This is a genomic window from Verrucomicrobiota bacterium (assembly GCA_027622555.1).
Taxonomy (GTDB): Bacteria; Verrucomicrobiota; Verrucomicrobiia; order Opitutales; family UBA2995; genus UBA2995.
In genome coordinates this window covers 1-16127 of the sequence record JAQBYJ010000113.1, presented here as the reverse complement: position 1 = coordinate 16127, position 16127 = coordinate 1, and the positions used below count along the sequence as shown (strand labels likewise).

Genomic DNA, 16127 nt, shown 5'->3' with positions numbered 1-16127 from the left:
CGAACCGATCATCTGTTCAAACACTTCAGCCGCACCCTTCGGTAAAAAGATCTCGGACTGGTAATTACCCGAGGTCATTAACGAGATAACAAGCGTCAGGATGTAGATGATGTTTCGGTACAACTCGCAACTTCCACGCCATACAAAAGAAAGAAGATGCACAACGATTTCTGTCAATAATGGAGATATGACCTCATTGGCTGTGCCGACCTCATTGGCTGTGCCTGACCTCATTGGCTGTGCCCCCATTGGCTGTGCCCCCCCATTGGCTGTGCCCATTGGCTGTGCCCATGACCCCATTGGCTGTGCCCATTGGCTGTGCCCATGACCCCATTGGCTGTGCCCATTGGCTGTGCCCCCCATTGGCTGTGCCCTATAATGGAGATATGACCCCATTGGCTGTGCCATTGGCTGTGTCCAGGCACGTCTTTTGCAGTGAATTCCATATCCGCTCATTGTCGCCAAAATGATCCCCTTTATTTTGATTTAAAGACTTTTCACGGGCGACGATGGTGCGGAAGACTTCGTTACATCTGTCGATTACCGAAATATCCGCAAAGGCTTCTTTAATAACGAAAACGCCGGGCCCTTCTTTCAGGCAGCGAATGTATTCCGCTTTTATTTTTTTTCCTGATCGGCATCTCCAATTATTCCTCGAATAACTTCACCGCTATAAACCACGATATTGTCCCATATTTTCTCAGCATGTGGATAGTCAGCCTGTCGTGTAACCTGCTCACAGATTTCCTGAAAATGCGCTATGTCGATTTCACCGGGATCAAAATACGCATCGGACTTTCCTTGTGTGGAATACATTCCTTTCTTTTAGCACCATCTCATGCCAGAATGCCGTCGATCAGGTGACCGTGAACGTCGGTGAGTCTGAAGTCGCGGCCCTGGAATTTGTATGTGAGGCGTTTGTGGTCGATTCCGAGCAAGTGGAGCATTGTCGCGTGTAGGTCGTGAACGGCAGTTGGATTTTCCTCAGCATTGTAGCCAAACTCATCGGTGGTGCCGTAAACGGTTCCGCCTTTGATGCCTCCTCCAGCGAGAAAGATGGAAAACCCTTTGATGTGGTGATCCCGACCGTCGCCATTCGCACTCTGACTCATGGGAGTCCGTCCAAATTCACCACCCCAAATGATGAGGGTATCGTCCAGCATGCCCCGCATTTTTAAGTCTTTGATGAGGGCTGCCGTTGGCTTATCAGCCAGCTCCGATACTTCTTTGAAGTTCTTTTTGAGGTTCGAGTGATGATCCCAGCCACGGTGATAGAGCTGGATAAAGCGAACTCCACGTTCGGCCAGGCGTCGTGCCATGAGGCAATTGGAGGCGTAGGAGCCGTCTCCGGGTGTGCAGCCATAAAGATCGAGGATGTTTTGAGGCTCCTTTGAGAAATCGGCCAGGTCGGGAACAGAGGCCTGCATTTGGAAGGCCAATTCATATTGGGCGATGCGGGTGGCGATTTCCGGATCGTGGCGTTTCGATGCCAATTGATCGTTCAGAGAATTGATTGTTTCAACCAGATCGCCTTGGGAACTGCGGCTGATGCCCTGTGGATTGTTGACGTAGTACACAGGCTCTCCTCTGGACTGAAGTTCGACTCCCTGGTGTTTGCTTGGAAGAAATCCGTTGTGCCATTGACGGGCTGAGATGGGCTGTCCTTGTCCACCTCCTTCGGAAGTCAGGACGACGTATCCAGGAAGATCATTCGACAAGCTACCGAGGCCATACAAGGTCCAGGCTCCCATACTCGGACGACCTGGGATGATGGACCCTGTGTTCATGAAGGTGTGGGCCGGGTCGTGGTTGATCTGCTCGGTATACATGGAGCGAACGACTGCAATCTCATCAGCCAGCGATGCGATATGGGGAAAGCACTCACTAATCTCCATTCCGCTTTGGCCGTGTCGGGAAAACTTAAAGTTGGGGCCGTTCACTTTCAGTTCAGTGTCCTGCAGTTGGGCGATTTGTTCGCCTGCGGTGAATGACTCCGGCATTGGTTTTCCGTGTTGAGCTTCTAGAGTCGGTTTGTAATCAAAGGATTCCAGGTGGGAGGGGCCACCTGCCATGCATAGGTGAATAATGCGTTTAACTTTCGCAGGGTGGTGAAGGCCCTGGCCTCCAAGAATGGGCGATGGGTTTCCCAGGGCATCGGTGCTCAGAAGATCGCCCAGGGCAAGTACCCCGAGACTGGAGAGCGACTGCTTTAAAAAAGTTCTGCGGTTGATTTCGGAAGTGTATTTGTGAAAAGGATGCATATTCATTGTTCGTTCAATAGAAATGACTTAAACATAAAGGGAATTCTTCGGTTTCAAATCGGCACTGCGAGGACGCAGTGGCCCTACCATCCAAGGGTGAGCAGGGCAAGAGCATCCCTGCTCTGTCGCTCGGATTTTCAATTTTATACCGCTTTTCGTTCATACTGAGTTTCAGTAACGGGTGATGGTTTCGTGTAAGTTCAGTATGGCTCGACTCATGCTGGTAAGAGCAGCCAGTTCTACTGGAGGATGATCTGAGTCTGGAATTCTCAATCCCACTTTTAGGAACGCATCTGCCTGATTCTCTTCATTCTGGAATCGAGCGCGTTCCCGTTGCAGAAATGCTGTCAGGGTTTGGCGCTCTTTGGGGGTTGGTTTGCGGGCAAGAGCTCTGGTAAATACAGCGTCGATTCGTGAATCATCGTCCTTCTCGCTCGACAACAACATTTCAGCCAACGCTTTAGCCGCTTCGACTTGAGTGGGGTCATTCAGGAGATTAAGGGCCTGTAAGGGTGTGTTTGACATGTCGCGTTTAACTACGCACTCGTCACGTCCATTGGCGTCGAAAGTGGTCATCATAGGATGCAAGAATGTCCTTTGCCAATGAACATAAACACCGCGGCGGTATTGATTCTCGTCCTGGTCTGGTATGTATTCACGCCTAGGAAAGTTTAGATTCCGGTAGTGCCCGGGCGGTTGGTAAGGTCGGGCGGCTTGCCCACCCATTTTGGTGTTGAGTAGACCGCTTATCATTAGGGCGTTGTCACGAATGATTTCCGCGGAAAGGCGAACAGGGCTCTGCCGGGCGAGGAGTCTGTTGTAGGGATCCAGCTCAAACAGTTCGTCCGATGCATCGCTGGTTTGTCGGTATGTTTTTGAGTTAACAATCAGGTGGACCAAGCGCTTGATATCCCAACCGGATTCGATGAATTCCTTTGCTAAAAAATCCAAAAGCCCGGGATAAGGTGGGTACTCTCCTTGTTGTCCAAGATCTTCCGCTGCGCTTGAGAGCGGTGTTCCGAAATAAAGAGCCCAGATACGATTTACGAATGTGCGGGCGGTGAGTGGATTGTCCGGATGGACGATCCATTCAGCCAAATCGAGCCGGTTGAGTCGTTTTTCTTCCGTAGAAGCAATTGGGTTTGGAAGAAACCCTGGGCTGGCTGGTAGAACAACCTCGCCACTATCGTCCATCCAGTTTCCCCGAGGGAGAACTCGGACTTCACGTGTTTTAGCACTAACGGTGAGTGGAGTATATCGGTTGCCATGCAATTCCTTTTTCAGTGCATCGATTGCGGAACGTTCATCGTAAAAGGTATCCGCATGGGAAATGAAAAATTCCTCTTTGAGTTGGTTGAGTTCACGCTTGGATGCTTCTCCGTTTTGCACCTTTTCCAGGATCAGTGCGCCCACCTCACTCAAAGCTGTGGATTGCGAACCTTTGCGCATAGTTCTAAATTGGAAATTTCGAAACCCGGAGCTGTTGCCTTTGAGTGGAAGTAGGGAAGTGATCTTTGCTCCTTTGGGAAGGTTCAGAACATCTCTGGTCAGTTTCACCGGGTGCCAGACACCTTTGTATGGCTTTGGAGCCACCAGGATTATCCAGGGTGCTTTCGTTTTGTTGTCCAACTCCCCCTCAAAATTGTCTCCCAGAAAAAAGGCTCGTTTGGACTCTTCTTCATCGGCGACATAAGTGACTTCGATCCCCATGCTTCCCCTGCCACCACCACCAACCATACGTGCTTCAAAGTGCAGTGCCGCAGTTTCGTCCAGACTGTATGGATACGAGGAGACGTCGATAGTTTCTGTTTTAGCTGTTTCATTGAAATCGCTTCTGTATGGAACAGGAAAATGTCTGGGTACACTTCTCTCGTTTAATTCGGTTTGAAGTTTTAACCATTGTTCAAACTCGATCTCCGCTTCAGGGGAACCTTTGGCAAGAGCTGCTTCCTGTCTCTGAATGTCTGAGGTAAGAGCTTCCGGGTTTTCGTGGAATAAAACGTTCGGCACGGTTAGTTCCGGTCCGAACCAGCCTTCGTGCGAAAGTCCTTCCTTCATTAGTGGCTGAACTTCCTCCTGATAGGCTCCGTTGCCAGTGTAGGCTCCTTTTTCCAAAATGTCGGCGAAGAAGGCGGCCATGCTATAAAAGTCTTTTGTTTTAAAAGGATCGAACTTGTGATCGTGACATTCACAACAAGCCATGGTGGAGCCGAGCCAGGTGGTTGCGGTGGTGCGGACGCGTTCGGCCTGGTATTTTTTAACATACTCCTTGTCCTGGATGCCTCCTTCGCGACTGAGTTGATTGATGCGGTTGTAGCTTGAGGCAACCAACTGTTTAAGGGTCGGATTGGGAAGCAGGTCACCGGCGATTTGTTCAATCGTAAACTGGTCGTAGGGTTTGTTTTCGTTAAACGATTCAATCACATAATCGCGGTAGGGAGTGGCGTCGCGCTCCTGGTCTCCGTGATAACCTACAGTGTCCGAGTAGCGGACGGCATCAAGCCAGTGAATGGCCATCTTTTCGCCATAGCGCTTCGAGCTGAGCAGACGGTCTACCACCTTCTCATAAGCCCTTGAACTACGATCTTTCATGAACGCCTCTACTTCTTCAGGGCTCGGCGGCAGTCCGATCAAATCAAGGTAGACTCTGCGAATCTGGGTTTCCTTTTCTGCTTCCGGCGACAAATTCAATCCGTGTTGTTCCAGTTGGTCTCCAACAATCGCATCTATGTTGTTGTAGGTCGGTTTTATTATGGGGTTGTAAGACCAATGGCCGTCGTATTTGGCACCTTCTCCGATCCATCGTTTCAGCAATAGCTTCTCGGTTTCCGTCAGCGACTTATTGGACGAGGGTTCGGGCATCCTTTCATCCGGATCGTCACTGAATATACGGAGAAGGAGTTCTCCTTCCTCGGTATCCCCTGGTACAAACGCAAAGGCCTCAATGGCATCCTCCCGGATATCGAGCCGCAGGTCGCCTTCCCGTTTGGCTTCGTCTGGGCCGTGACAAAAGAAACAATTGTTAGAGAGAATCGGCCTGATATGCCTATTGAAATCGACTTCCTGGATGCGGTCCACTGCAACCTGCGCGGCTTCCGTTGTTTCCGAAGCGTTCAAATGAAAGGATGTCGCGGCACACAAAAAAGCGAACGCGCAAAGTAGGGTCAGTCGAGACATGATTGGGTGATTAATAATTCCGCTTGGGTTTTCTCGAAAATCGAAGCTTTCGTCAATCTAATCAGTTTTGGAGCAACATCTGCCAAAGTTCGAACTTCCTTTAAGATCGAAAGGGATTCTGAAAATCCGATTTACACCTTATACCACAATTATTCGGGAACCTAATTCCAATCCAACGAACCAAACTAGGTATGAAATCCGCTAAAGCAACCCGTCGGAACGTTCTAAAAATCGGATCTGCAGCAACGATGGTTGCCGTGGGTACTTCTCTTCCTTTTAATTCCTTGTTCTGCCAGCAGGCCATTGTGGAGCCAAATCGCCCCCCTGCTACGGATCCGGTGCTCGTAGGCAAATTTGTTGGCGCTTGTCATCGGGATGTGGATACGGTGAAATTAATTCTCAAACAAGAGCCGGGCGTGGTGAACGCTTCCTTTAATCGTGGAGGCGGTGATTGGGAAAGTGGAATGGAAGCAGCGGCTCATATGGGGCGTACTGACATCGCTGATGTGTTAATAACACATAAAGCCCGGAAATGTATCTTTTGGGCAGCGATGGCAGGTGAAGAAGCGATTGTGAAAGCCTTTGTTCTGGCCGACCCGGAAACCGTGAATACGGGAGGAGCCCACAATATCTCTTTGATCGCCCACGCGGCGATATGTGGCAAAGTTACCTTAACCCAGTTTCTCAAAGTTCAGGGTGCGCAAGTTGACAACAAAAGCCTTGAACACGCTGTCCGCGATAACCGATTGGAAATGGTGGAGTGGCTTGTGGATAATGGTGCGAACCCAAAGTCCAAAGATGTTTTTGGCAATTTCCATTACGATACCGCCGAGAAAAAAGGATATTCAAAGATTGCCAAGTTTTTGCGCGACCAGGCTGGTGTTTAAGAAGTGCCGGATTATCGATCCTTCCGTTGTGCGAGTCGTGCTTGAATCGTTTCGCCGTAGCGAGCCTCCTCCTTTTCACCGTAGACGGTTACCGGATATCCCGGGATTTTTGAGACGGGTTCGCCTTCACGCTCAAACTGTTTGTGGTATGCAAGGCGTGCTCTTAGCCTCTTGACCACATCCGGACAATCAGCGGCAAGGTTTTTTGTTTCAGATGGATCCTTCAGGATGTCGTACAGTTGGAGTTCCTGATCCTTCCAACCATAGTAGCTGGCTCCTTCTTCAATGAATTTCCAGTCGCCGTAATGGATAACTTCCAACGAGTGGATGATTTCCTGGTGTGGTGAATTGGAGCCCTTGGCTAAAACATCCCAGATGTTTTTCCCATCAACCGGAAGCGTTTTCTCCGACTCAGCGCCGGCTAAATAGCAAAGGGTCGGAAGCAGATCGACGACGTGCACCATGGCGTTATTGGAGGTGCCGGAGGGAATCTTTTCAGGCCAACGAACAACCGCGGGCACTCGAATGCCGCCCTCATGGTAGTCGCTTTTGAAGCCTCGATAGGGACCATTACTGGTGTTTCTGGTACCTCCATTGTCATTGGTAAATATCACCAGGGTGTTGTCGGCGATGCCTTTCATTTCGATGGAATGCAGGACTTGGGCGATGGCGACGTCCATACACTCGAGTTGTGCGCGTTGCGCACCGACATTACCCAGATGCTCGTATTTGGCGAGATAGTCAGCCGGTGCCTGGTGAGGGCCGTGTACGGCGTTGAAGGGGAGGTAAAGGAAGAATGGTTTTTCGCCATCATGCTCGGTAATCAAGCGAGAGGCTTCGTTCGCCAGAAGAAAGGTCGAGTAGCCTTCTTCGATAACCGGAACTCCGTTGCGATGCCAATCGTGTACTTCTCCTCGTGCATGAGTAAATGAATCGATCAAAGCACTGTAATGTCCGTAATGATGATCAAACCCACGCTGGTTGGGTAGGTGGTGATGTTGCCATTCGCCCAGGTGCCACTTGCCCACCATCCAGGTTGCGTAGCCAGTTTCCCGAAGCGCCTCAGCCAGGGTTCGTTCGTCCGACAGCATGCCATGCTTCGAGGTTGCGGTCGGACGAAGTTCCATTCCATTTTTCCAGGCATAACGTCCGGTCATCAAGCAGGCCCGCGTAGGGGAGCATACCGGTTGTACGTAAAACTGGGTCAGCTTCACTCCGTCCTGTGCCAGGCTATCAATGGCCGGTGTCGGAACCTCCTTTCCTCCATTGTATCCCACCTGTTCCCAGCCCATATCATCGGACAGGAAGAGTACGATATTAGGACGACTGGATTCCGGTTTTGTGGATCTGTTTGCCGTATTGGTCGCAGACTGTCCTTGGCAAATGGTTCCTAGAATTAACCCTAGTCCCACATGAAAAAAAGTAATGATGCTTGTTCTCCGAATCAATGTGCTTGAAGCCATGCCTATTTGTTGGTCTGGCGGAAATGAATAGCAAGCAAGTATTGGGATGCCCGGCATAGGGCTCTACCAATGTCGGGAAAATGGCGTTCAGATTTGTTCTCATTCTGATCCTGTCTAAAATTAAACGGCAGAGCGAGACGCTCTTGCCCTGCCACCAACGAATTGCCTGAAGTGGTAGGGCGACTGCGCGTGCCTCGGCGAAGCCATGCGAAGACGGGTCCGCGCAATCCAGTAGCCAGGTTTAGGACTAATCTGCCACGCTATGAAAAAACTTAATCCAGATTATAGGCACGTATCGCCGTGCCTCCCATGATGGCCCCTTGTTCGTATTCCGAAAGCGGGGCTATGAATTTGCGGATGATGTCGTGCCAGCGTTTGTAGCCACAAGCGACGAGACAGACCGGCCAGTCAGATCCGAACATCAAGCGGTCAGGACCAAAGGCTTCCAGGATGGTATAGAGGTAAGGGTGGAGTTGATCCTCCGTCCAGTTATCGTAGTCCGCTTCGGATACCATGCCGGAAATTTTACAGGTAACATTGTCACGTTTTGACAGTTCTTGGATATTTTTTTTCCAGGGCTCGAGCTGGTCGATTTTGATCTGTGGTTTTGCGATGTGGTCCAGCACAAATGCCTGATCCGGGTGGCGATCCACAAAACGAATCGACTCTTCCAGCTGACGTTCGAAGATGAGGACGTCGTAGACCAGGTTGTGTTTGCGAAGTTTTTCAATACCCTGATTGAACGCCTCTCCATCCAGGAACCCTTTCGCTTCGCCCTGTACCACATGGCGGACGGCCTTAAGTTTTTTTGCATCGTTGTATCGGTCGAGCGTCTCGCTAATGGTTGGCTCGGCCAAAGGCACCCATCCAACAACGCCTTTGATGAAACCGTTCTCATTGGCGTATGTGAGGAGGGCGTCCGTTTCCTCCACTGTCTGACGTGCTTGCACGCTGACGACTCCATCGACGCCGGCCTGATCGATCTCCGCTTTCAAGTCGCCTGGTAAAAAACTGCGGCGAATGATTTTCATGTTTTCGTCAATCCAGTCGTATTCAACCGGGTCGTAGTTCCAGAAATGATGGTGTGAATCAATGACCATGGATTTATAAATAGGTATATTCTTTGCCGAGGAGCCCGTTCGTTTTTAGGGCCTCCCAAAATGCCGGCGGCACCTTATCGTTTACCAGTGCCACGTTATCCGCCACTCGATCAGGTTTACTTGTGTTTAATGCGAGTGCTGCCACGCCGGGAGGTGAGAGTGCGAACTGGCAGCAGGCGAGTGCCGGTGTAATATCGTGGATCTTGCATTGTTCATTAAACCGTTCACGCCAGTCAAAGATTTCGGGGTGAGTTTCGACCTGGATGACTTCGTAGTCGAAATAGCTGCCCCCGATCAGGAAGCCCGCATTGAACACTGCTGAGTTGATGATCGTGATCCCGGCTTCGTGGAGCTCGGCAATGAAATCTATCAGTTCTGGTGGATGGCGGTAGATGGTAAAACTGCTCGCGAGCATAACCCAGTCGAAGGGCACGCCGTCGTCGAACAAACGTTTAATGGTTTTCCAGTCCTTGGACCCGACCCCAATACCTTTGGCTTCGCCGGAATCCCGAAGTCCAACGAGCGCGCTGTAGGCATCCAAAATGTCGAGATAGCGGTTGTTTTTGTCTTCGACAGTGGTACCGGCTTCGATGTATTCTTCCGGGTCGTGCACTGAGAGGAGCTCCGCTTTATAGTTACCTAAAAATTCATTTCCCTGATGATAACACTCGAGGATGCCATCGTAGCTGATGCATTGCTCGGCGTCATGTTCCAACCCGAACCAGATACCTTTTTCAAAGGTCGGCTCCTCCGTGGTCAGTGGAATTCGTTTCCAGGCGAGCTTGTTGCTGATGAGCACATGGGAGGGATCTACGTTAAGCTTTTTCAGACAGCGACCGATGTTTTCGAGCGAGAGGCCTGCTCCGTATTTTCCGGCGGAATCGATTACGGCATTTGGCTGATGGCGGATCCAATTCTCAACAATACTGAGTTTTGTTTCATCCGGAACGATGCCATACAGGTTCCCCAGGGCACTGGACCCGAAAATAATTTTAGGTAAGGAGAGTGACATGATGGGTTCTTAGTCAAAGAATTTGAGGAATTGAGACGGTTCAAAGAGACTGATATACAATGATTCCTTCTTCCGGCTTCAAGTACTACTTTATCGAAGAATTGAGTTAATTTGTAGGTAACCGATTGACCCGGGGCTCATTGCTAAAAGTGTAGCTGGAAACCAATCATGCAAAGTCAGTGCAGCTATAAATACATCGTTTTGGTTAAAGCAAATGTGGTAAGTGTAATAGGCAACGATGAAGCGATGATTAACCTGTGAAGCGCTATCTTTTTACCATGGGCTCGCCTTCTCACTTGCCTCGAATGAAAATGCCGCAAAAGGTGCCTAGCCTAGTATTTAAGTGTTTAGAAGCACACCCTTCGAGCGCCCGAATGTTTTATAAGGCACTTCGCCGATTCATGAAACCCGCGGGTAACCTTGATGTCTCGTATGAAATGCACACCGCAGTTAGCTATGGTCTTTGTTAACCTTACCTCCCTTTCCTCAAACCTGCATTCCATGAATCCTTGAAATTGGACACTCTCATGCCTTTTCCACGTTTGTTCCTTCGATTCGGAATCCTGTTAGTGGTATTGGTTATCTTTTCTGGTGCCTTTTGTAATTCCTCTCACGCGGCCGAAAAAATCGTCGTCATAGGAGATAGCTTATCCAAGGAGTATTCCATCGAATTTCCAGCGTTGAATCCGGGTAATCCCGCCGCGTGGGGTGAACGCAATTGGCTGGAACTCCTGTCCGCAAATCGATCCGACCTGGTCGACATTGGTCGGGAATCTGTGTGGCCGGATGCGCGTCTGTTTGGGCATGAGTATAACTTTGCTTTTCCTGGTTCGACTACATCGGAATGGGTGGAAATCCTCACATCTCCTTTATTAACAAATCCTGAGTTCCTTGCCTCTCGTATCAACTTGAACCTGGCTTTGAAGGACGATGCTGACCGCGTTGTGATCTTTCTTGGAGCCAATGACATGAAGAACAACTACCGTACTTATTCCGGAGGTGCCGATCCCGCGGAATTCATCGATGCCGTGGTTTCCAATTTGAGTACGCTTGTTGACCATGTGCGTGCGTTTAACAGTTCGGTGCCCATAGTCCTGGTAAATGTGCCAGATGTTGGCGCTACTCCAGTTGTTTTGGAAGACTATCCTGATCCTGCCCAGCGTCAGCGGGTTGCTGATATTACGAGTGGTATAAATTCCCGATTGCGGCAACTGGCGGATGCGGAAAAAATCGGGTATGCCGATGTCGCACAATTGACGACACAAATGCTCAGTCCGGACAGAATGGTTATTGGCGGTGTTCGCTTCTTTGTTTCTGTCGATAATAAGTTTCTGAGTAACGATCCGGAGTACTTGTTTTCGCCTGATGGCTTTCACGTAAATACATCGGTACAATTGCTGATCGCCAATTCAATCATCAGTGCCTTTCGAGAGGCCTATCCACAGCAAACGGTCGTTCCACTGTTTGAGTCTGAGGAACTACTTACCATCTTGGGTATCGCTCCCGACGTCACTACAGATCAGTGGGCAGAGGCTTATGGATTAGGTAGCTTTATGGGAGAGGATGATTCCGACGGTGACGGTGCGACACGCTTGCAGGAGTTCGCGCTTGGTATGGATCCGCGGGTCGCAGATTCAGAAAAACGACCCCTGGGAAACTGGACCGGAAACCGATTGGAACTTCGATACCGATTACGGGTGGCTGACAGCGACCATTTCAGTGCCGAACCAGAATTCAGCAAGGACTTGCTCAATTGGTCTCCCGTGGCAGAGGACCAGATACGGATCGAGGATGGTGGTCATCGAGCTTGGGTAACTCCAACTGAGTTTCCCTGTTTCCTGCGCCTCAAAATTTCAGAACTCTGAAGGAGGTGCCTCAGGCCTTCTCTTGCACGCCAGTGGATCGACCAATTAAGTTTTTTCGCACCTTTCAGGAGCAACTGAATAACAATCCAAACGGCGGAGCGAGACGCTCCTGCCCTGCTATCAACTAAAATCCTCAAGTGGTAGGGCGATTGCGTCCCCGCAATGCCGTGCTCATATTAAGCAAGATCACCCACGCGATTTATGAAAAAACTTATTTGAAAGCTCATTAGTCCTTTAGCTCGTCTAACATCTTTAGGAGTTCACGAACGAGCTTTTCGGAGGCGGCAAACTCAACACGGTTGACCGGGAGCCAGGTTTCATAGCCGCCCAGTTTGTGTTGGCCCGGAGTGGGTAGGTAGCCTTCTGCGCCGTTGGCGAGCTCGATGGTAAAGGTGCGGGGAAAAGGAGATTGTCGTTTTAGACGTAGGCCGGTTTCGGCAAAGGTTTCAAAGGGCGAGCTGCAGATGGCCAGATCGCCGATCCGAATAGTTTGGACCAGAATGTCCACCGTCTCGGAGACTTTGCATTCTTCGGAAAAATCCAGAACGCGTTGAGCATAGATGGCCGCAAGCCGGGGAAGCTCATTGTCATGCGCGCCGTTTGCCGATTTTTTCAGAGTAGCCTTGGTCTGGGCAACTTGAGCTTCGGTCGGTACACGGCGATCGAGTGTTATTTCGCGTTGAAGCATGTTCAGGCTCAGGTCGGAGGTGTGTTTAATAGTATCGTAAGCGTTATAGGCGGCATCAGCCACCTTGGCTGCAACCAGACGGATTTGTTCAAAGGTTTCACGATTGGGCCGCGAACCACCAAAAGGGAGATTGTTCACGTCGCCTGAGGTGCCGTTGGAAAGAATGCCGACAAAACCGGGAACGGGTTTCTCTCGCTCCAGACGATTGGCGATGAGTCGGGCAAACTCACCAAAATAATCGGCTGAGACTTCTCCGTCCGGGGTCTTACCCACGTAGTGAAGGGAGTAATTCGCTAGCAACGCAATCGGACGACCGGCCTTTGTCCGAACGGATAATACAGATACTTCCGGGTCGGTTGGACCGGCGGGATGCTTGAGAGCGGGATTGCTCGTACCGGGATTCATTTTCACCAGTTCCGTGGTATCCCCGAACGGGTTGGCTGGCATGGCGGAAGGATCCAGAAACCAGCGCCGGTTAAAAACTTCGGACGCTTCAGGGGAAGAAGCATATCCTATTTCTGCCGGTTGGAGTGCAGCATTCGCTTGTATGATCGATTGCGCGATGCCGTTGATGAGCTGGCGCACATAGGCATGTTCCGGCTCGGTATTGTAGCGGGCGTAATCATGCGGCGCACTATGAGTATGGGTGGCTGCCGTAAGCATGTTCGACATGGGAATACCGGTTGCTTGGGAAGCCTGTTGTTTTGCCAGATCGAAATTCGTCCGACGCACCATACAAGAATCGACTATGACTATGGCCAAGCGCGTGTCACCATTCTGCAGGACAATCGCCCGTGCATACAGCGGATCGTGCGCAGTGTAGGCTTCCTTTTTATCATACCCACCCCGCAAATAAATGGGCCATTCTTTTGGAGTAATATCGACAGTCGCGGCACCCGCCTGAAGCGAAGCTTGCACCTGAGTAAACCCGATTGAGCAAACGCACAAACCAATCGCCCAGGTGAATCGCCACTGTTTCAGCCACCTCCTGACCGTATTTGGACGGCAGGGAATAGGGCGCGTAATCGAGAAACTTAGGGAAGTCATTCCTTACTGGTAGAGCATGAAAAAAAGAAGGACAACTTCTTTTGAATAGATCTTGGGAATGGATACGTCCAATGGGAGGCCAGGAGTGAACATCGGTCTATAGAGATTGGTGCCAATCAGCGTCCCAATAGAAACTTCCAAAGAGGGACGACTTCAATGAGGGAATCTTCGCTCTCCCATTCTTCGTTCAAAGTTACGATCGTGCACTTGGTTTTTTCTAACTCAGCGGATGCATCGTGCAACGCTCGGAGTTCTCTTTCCCGGGTGGATTCATTTTCAAGCGACCATGCGACTTGAATGAGGAACGTGTTTCCGTCGGCTTTGTAGGCAAAATCAACTTCCCTGCCTTGGTTGGTTACATAGTAGCTTACCTCCAGCCCTTGTCGGCGCAAAGTTAGAAAAACCAGGTTTTCCAGAAAAGCGCCGCGATCTGCGGTCAGGTTGGTTGAATAGGCATCAAGTACCCCGTTATCGATAGCATACATTTTTTTGGGATTCACCTGTCTCTTTTTTTCCGACCGTGACCAGATGGGTACTTGGAACAGCAAATAGGCATCGTTGAGGTGGCGCAGGAAAGCATAAAGATCATCTTTGGCGATGCGTAGTCCGCGGCTTTTTAAATCGAGGTAGAACTTGTTCACGCTGAGTTTGGCAGCCGGGTTTCGAAGCACTTGGTATACGACCGATCGGAGCGCTTCTACATTGGCGATGCGGTGACGTTCGACAACATCACGAAGGACTACGGCATCCACGTAACTTTGCAGAATTTCCCGCCTCCGATTCACATCCATCTGCTGGACTTCTGGGAATCCGCCCATGCGGCAATATCGTTCTGCATGCTGATCTAACAACAAACGTGTTTTGGCACCTACCCTTGACAGATTGACCGATACCGACTGGGCGCTCAAATACTCTTCGAAAGAAAAGGTGAAAACTTCCCGGTCCAGGGAACGCCCTCGCAATCCAGTAGCCAACTCAGCGCTGAGCAGACGTGCCGATGAGCCGGTAACATAAACAGAAACATTTTCCGTGTCGATCAGGCGCCGGACAAATCGCTCCCAGTTCTCGATGTTTTGAATCTCATCAAAGAAAAAGTAGCAATGGCTGGATTTCTTTTCCGGCTGGTTGGCGTAAAACACATCAAGAATGGTCTGGCAATCTGACAGCTTGAATCCGAACAGCCGGTCATCTTCAAAATTAAGATAGAGAATGTTTTCTTTTGGTATCCCTTGAATCAGCAGATCCTGGATGGATTGATAGCATAGGTAGGTTTTACCGGCACGCCGCATTCCGATCAAGGTCAGTGCCTTGCCCTTCACCGGTTCCAAATCAAAACTACGCCTAGTGAGTTCCGGTAGGTCGCGCTCTAAAAAATCACCTGTTAAATATTTCAGGGCTTGTTTCATGGATCCTATAGTTTCCTTAAATAAAGGAAAGAACAAGTAAAATCTTTCCTTTAATAAAGGGAAGAATAGTTACTCGGCGTTTCTATCCAGAACCCGAATAATTTGAAGGACAGCGTTATTAACCGAGGTAAGCATATGGTGAACTTACCGAGTTCGACTACTTTTCGTCCTAACATTTCCGCTTCTGTCTTTCTGTTGGCATCCATGACCTGCGGCGTCGGGAATTTACGTCAGGTGTTCTCAAAAAGTAGGGCCAAGGATTGAAGACGTTATTAAAAAGTCTTAGTCCGCTGGAATTTCTTCCGAGCTTTTTGAACCTTGGCACGGATGACGCAGTCCTCGGCATGATCGTTGATCAGTCCCATCGCTTGCATGAGGGCATACATGGTGGTCGGTCCGACAAATTTCCATCCGAGCTTTTTCAGATCCTTTGAGAGCGCAATAGATTCTGCGGATGTGGATTGGGTCTGTGGCTTGGTGAGTTGCTCTGAATCCGGTTCGTAGCTCCAGAAATAGGCTGCAAGTGAGCCTTTCTGTTTCACCAGCTCTTGCGCGCGTTTGGCATTGTTGATGGTCGCTTCGATCTTGCCTCGGTGGCGGATGATGCCCGCGTCCTGGAGGAGCCGATCTACATCTTTCTCTTTAAAACGGGCAATTTGATTGAAATCGAAATTGTGAAACGCAGCGCGGAAGTTTTCTCGCTTTGCCAGGATGGTGCGCCAGCTCAGTCCGGATTGAAAACCCTCCAGACATAGTTTTTCAAATAGGCGCTTATCATCGCTTACCGGGAAACCCCATTCGGTGTCGTGATAGTCGAAAAACTCCGGCGCAGCACTACACCAGCCACAGCGTGGTTTTCCATCGGGACCAGGAACGGTATCATTCATATTGAAAACGATTTATAGGATTCAATATGTGGATAACACCAAACAATAGCGAGATTGGCTTTTTAGCTCCATCGATCCCAGGGTTCGGGGGATTCGTTTTCTGAGTCCTTGGAATTGGGATCCCTTGTCTGCTCTTTTTTCATTTGGATGTACCGACTAACAAGGCGCACGCCCAATCTGGCGAAAAGGATGATGGCGATAACCATCACTATATCGAATCCGTTCATAGTGGTTAAGTTTCCTCAGTTAACCTATAAGTGCAAGTCACTGTTGGCGAAAGGTGAAAACATTAAACTGAACATGCTCTATGTATTCTTAGAATAGATCTCTTCCA

The 16127-nt window shown here is 49.8% G+C and carries 14 protein-coding genes; 2 read left to right on the top strand and 12 right to left on the bottom strand.

What is annotated here, in order from left to right; translation table 11 throughout:
• The 5 genes from O3C43_20820 to O3C43_20800 form a co-directional block, all read right to left on the bottom strand.
• Positions 1 to 234, bottom strand: a 234-nt coding sequence (locus O3C43_20820) for a hypothetical protein (protein MDA1068937.1), incomplete at its 3' end; no start/stop codon positions are given.
• Complete coding sequence (locus tag O3C43_20815; protein MDA1068936.1) at positions 231 to 446, bottom strand: hypothetical protein; 216 nt, start codon at positions 444 to 446, stop codon at positions 231 to 233. The genes O3C43_20815 and O3C43_20820, both read right to left, overlap by 4 nt.
• A 172-nt stretch (positions 447 to 618) precedes the next feature.
• Positions 619 to 816, bottom strand: a complete 198-nt coding sequence (locus O3C43_20810; GenBank protein ID MDA1068935.1) for a hypothetical protein — start codon at positions 814 to 816, stop codon at positions 619 to 621.
• 20 nt (positions 817 to 836) lie between these two features.
• Complete coding sequence (locus O3C43_20805; protein MDA1068934.1) at positions 837 to 2267, bottom strand: DUF1501 domain-containing protein; 1431 nt, start codon at positions 2265 to 2267, stop codon at positions 837 to 839.
• Positions 2268 to 2432: 165 nt separating this feature from the next.
• Positions 2433 to 5438 (bottom strand): PSD1 and planctomycete cytochrome C domain-containing protein, encoded by a 3006-nt coding sequence (locus tag O3C43_20800; protein ID MDA1068933.1) that lies wholly within the window; start codon positions 5436 to 5438, stop codon positions 2433 to 2435.
• Between the two features lie 191 nt (positions 5439 to 5629).
• On the opposite strand from O3C43_20800, the gene O3C43_20795 reads away from it, so the two are divergent.
• Positions 5630 to 6325, top strand: coding sequence for an ankyrin repeat domain-containing protein (locus O3C43_20795; GenBank protein MDA1068932.1), 696 nt, complete (start codon positions 5630 to 5632; stop codon positions 6323 to 6325).
• 11 nt (positions 6326 to 6336) lie between these two features.
• Here O3C43_20795 and O3C43_20790 read toward each other — a convergent pair whose 3' ends face one another.
• The 3 genes from O3C43_20790 to O3C43_20780 all read right to left on the bottom strand — a co-directional run bounded on the left by O3C43_20790 (position 6337) and on the right by O3C43_20780 (position 9900).
• On the bottom strand, positions 6337 to 7788 hold the full coding sequence (locus tag O3C43_20790) for an arylsulfatase (GenBank protein MDA1068931.1): 1452 nt from the start codon (positions 7786 to 7788) through the stop codon (positions 6337 to 6339).
• A gap of 272 nt (positions 7789 to 8060) precedes the next feature.
• Positions 8061 to 8888, bottom strand: a complete 828-nt coding sequence (locus O3C43_20785) for an amidohydrolase family protein (protein MDA1068930.1) — start codon at positions 8886 to 8888, stop codon at positions 8061 to 8063.
• A 4-nt stretch (positions 8889 to 8892) separates the two neighbouring features.
• Positions 8893 to 9900 carry an aldo/keto reductase gene (locus O3C43_20780; GenBank protein MDA1068929.1) on the bottom strand — a complete coding sequence of 336 codons (1008 nt, stop codon included), beginning with the start codon at positions 9898 to 9900 and terminating at the stop codon, positions 8893 to 8895.
• Positions 9901 to 10409: 509 nt separating this feature from the next.
• Between O3C43_20780 and O3C43_20775 the strand changes: the two genes are divergently transcribed.
• Positions 10410 to 11765 (top strand): SGNH/GDSL hydrolase family protein, encoded by a 1356-nt coding sequence (locus tag O3C43_20775; protein MDA1068928.1) that lies wholly within the window; start codon positions 10410 to 10412, stop codon positions 11763 to 11765.
• 226 nt (positions 11766 to 11991) lie between these two features.
• Here the strand turns inward: O3C43_20775 and O3C43_20770 are convergent, their stop codons facing one another.
• The 4 genes from O3C43_20770 to O3C43_20755 form a co-directional block, all read right to left on the bottom strand.
• Positions 11992 to 13500 (bottom strand): neutral/alkaline non-lysosomal ceramidase N-terminal domain-containing protein, encoded by a 1509-nt coding sequence (locus O3C43_20770; GenBank protein ID MDA1068927.1) that lies wholly within the window; start codon positions 13498 to 13500, stop codon positions 11992 to 11994.
• A 116-nt stretch (positions 13501 to 13616) separates the two neighbouring features.
• On the bottom strand, positions 13617 to 14906 hold the full coding sequence (locus O3C43_20765) for an ATP-binding protein (GenBank protein ID MDA1068926.1): 1290 nt from the start codon (positions 14904 to 14906) through the stop codon (positions 13617 to 13619).
• Between the two features lie 272 nt (positions 14907 to 15178).
• Entirely contained in the window at positions 15179 to 15793 is a 615-nt protein-coding gene (locus O3C43_20760; GenBank protein ID MDA1068925.1) for a DNA-3-methyladenine glycosylase I, read from the bottom strand.
• A 62-nt stretch (positions 15794 to 15855) separates the two neighbouring features.
• Positions 15856 to 16020 (bottom strand): hypothetical protein, encoded by a 165-nt coding sequence (locus tag O3C43_20755; GenBank protein ID MDA1068924.1) that lies wholly within the window; start codon positions 16018 to 16020, stop codon positions 15856 to 15858.
• Positions 16021 to 16127 lie beyond the last annotated feature (107 nt).

Excerpts from the sequence above, each read along its gene's own strand:
- O3C43_20810 (MDA1068935.1), bottom strand. The coding sequence starts at position 816 with ATGTATTCCACACAAGGAAAGTCCGATGCGTATTTTGATCCCGGTGAA.
- O3C43_20790 (MDA1068931.1), bottom strand. The coding sequence starts at position 7,788 with ATGGCTTCAAGCACATTGATTCGGAGAACAAGCATCATTACTTTTTTT.
- O3C43_20795 (MDA1068932.1), top strand. The coding sequence starts at position 5,630 with ATGAAATCCGCTAAAGCAACCCGTCGGAACGTTCTAAAAATCGGATCT.
- O3C43_20780 (MDA1068929.1), bottom strand. The coding sequence starts at position 9,900 with ATGTCACTCTCCTTACCTAAAATTATTTTCGGGTCCAGTGCCCTGGGG.
- O3C43_20765 (MDA1068926.1), bottom strand. The coding sequence starts at position 14,906 with ATGAAACAAGCCCTGAAATATTTAACAGGTGATTTTTTAGAGCGCGAC.
- O3C43_20805 (MDA1068934.1), bottom strand. The coding sequence starts at position 2,267 with ATGAATATGCATCCTTTTCACAAATACACTTCCGAAATCAACCGCAGA.
- O3C43_20785 (MDA1068930.1), bottom strand. The coding sequence starts at position 8,888 with ATGGTCATTGATTCACACCATCATTTCTGGAACTACGACCCGGTTGAA.
- O3C43_20800 (MDA1068933.1), bottom strand. The coding sequence starts at position 5,438 with ATGTCTCGACTGACCCTACTTTGCGCGTTCGCTTTTTTGTGTGCCGCG.
- O3C43_20770 (MDA1068927.1), bottom strand. The coding sequence starts at position 13,500 with ATGACTTCCCTAAGTTTCTCGATTACGCGCCCTATTCCCTGCCGTCCA.
- O3C43_20755 (MDA1068924.1), bottom strand. The coding sequence starts at position 16,020 with ATGAACGGATTCGATATAGTGATGGTTATCGCCATCATCCTTTTCGCC.
- O3C43_20760 (MDA1068925.1), bottom strand. The coding sequence starts at position 15,793 with ATGAATGATACCGTTCCTGGTCCCGATGGAAAACCACGCTGTGGCTGG.
- O3C43_20815 (MDA1068936.1), bottom strand. The coding sequence starts at position 446 with ATGGAATTCACTGCAAAAGACGTGCCTGGACACAGCCAATGGCACAGC.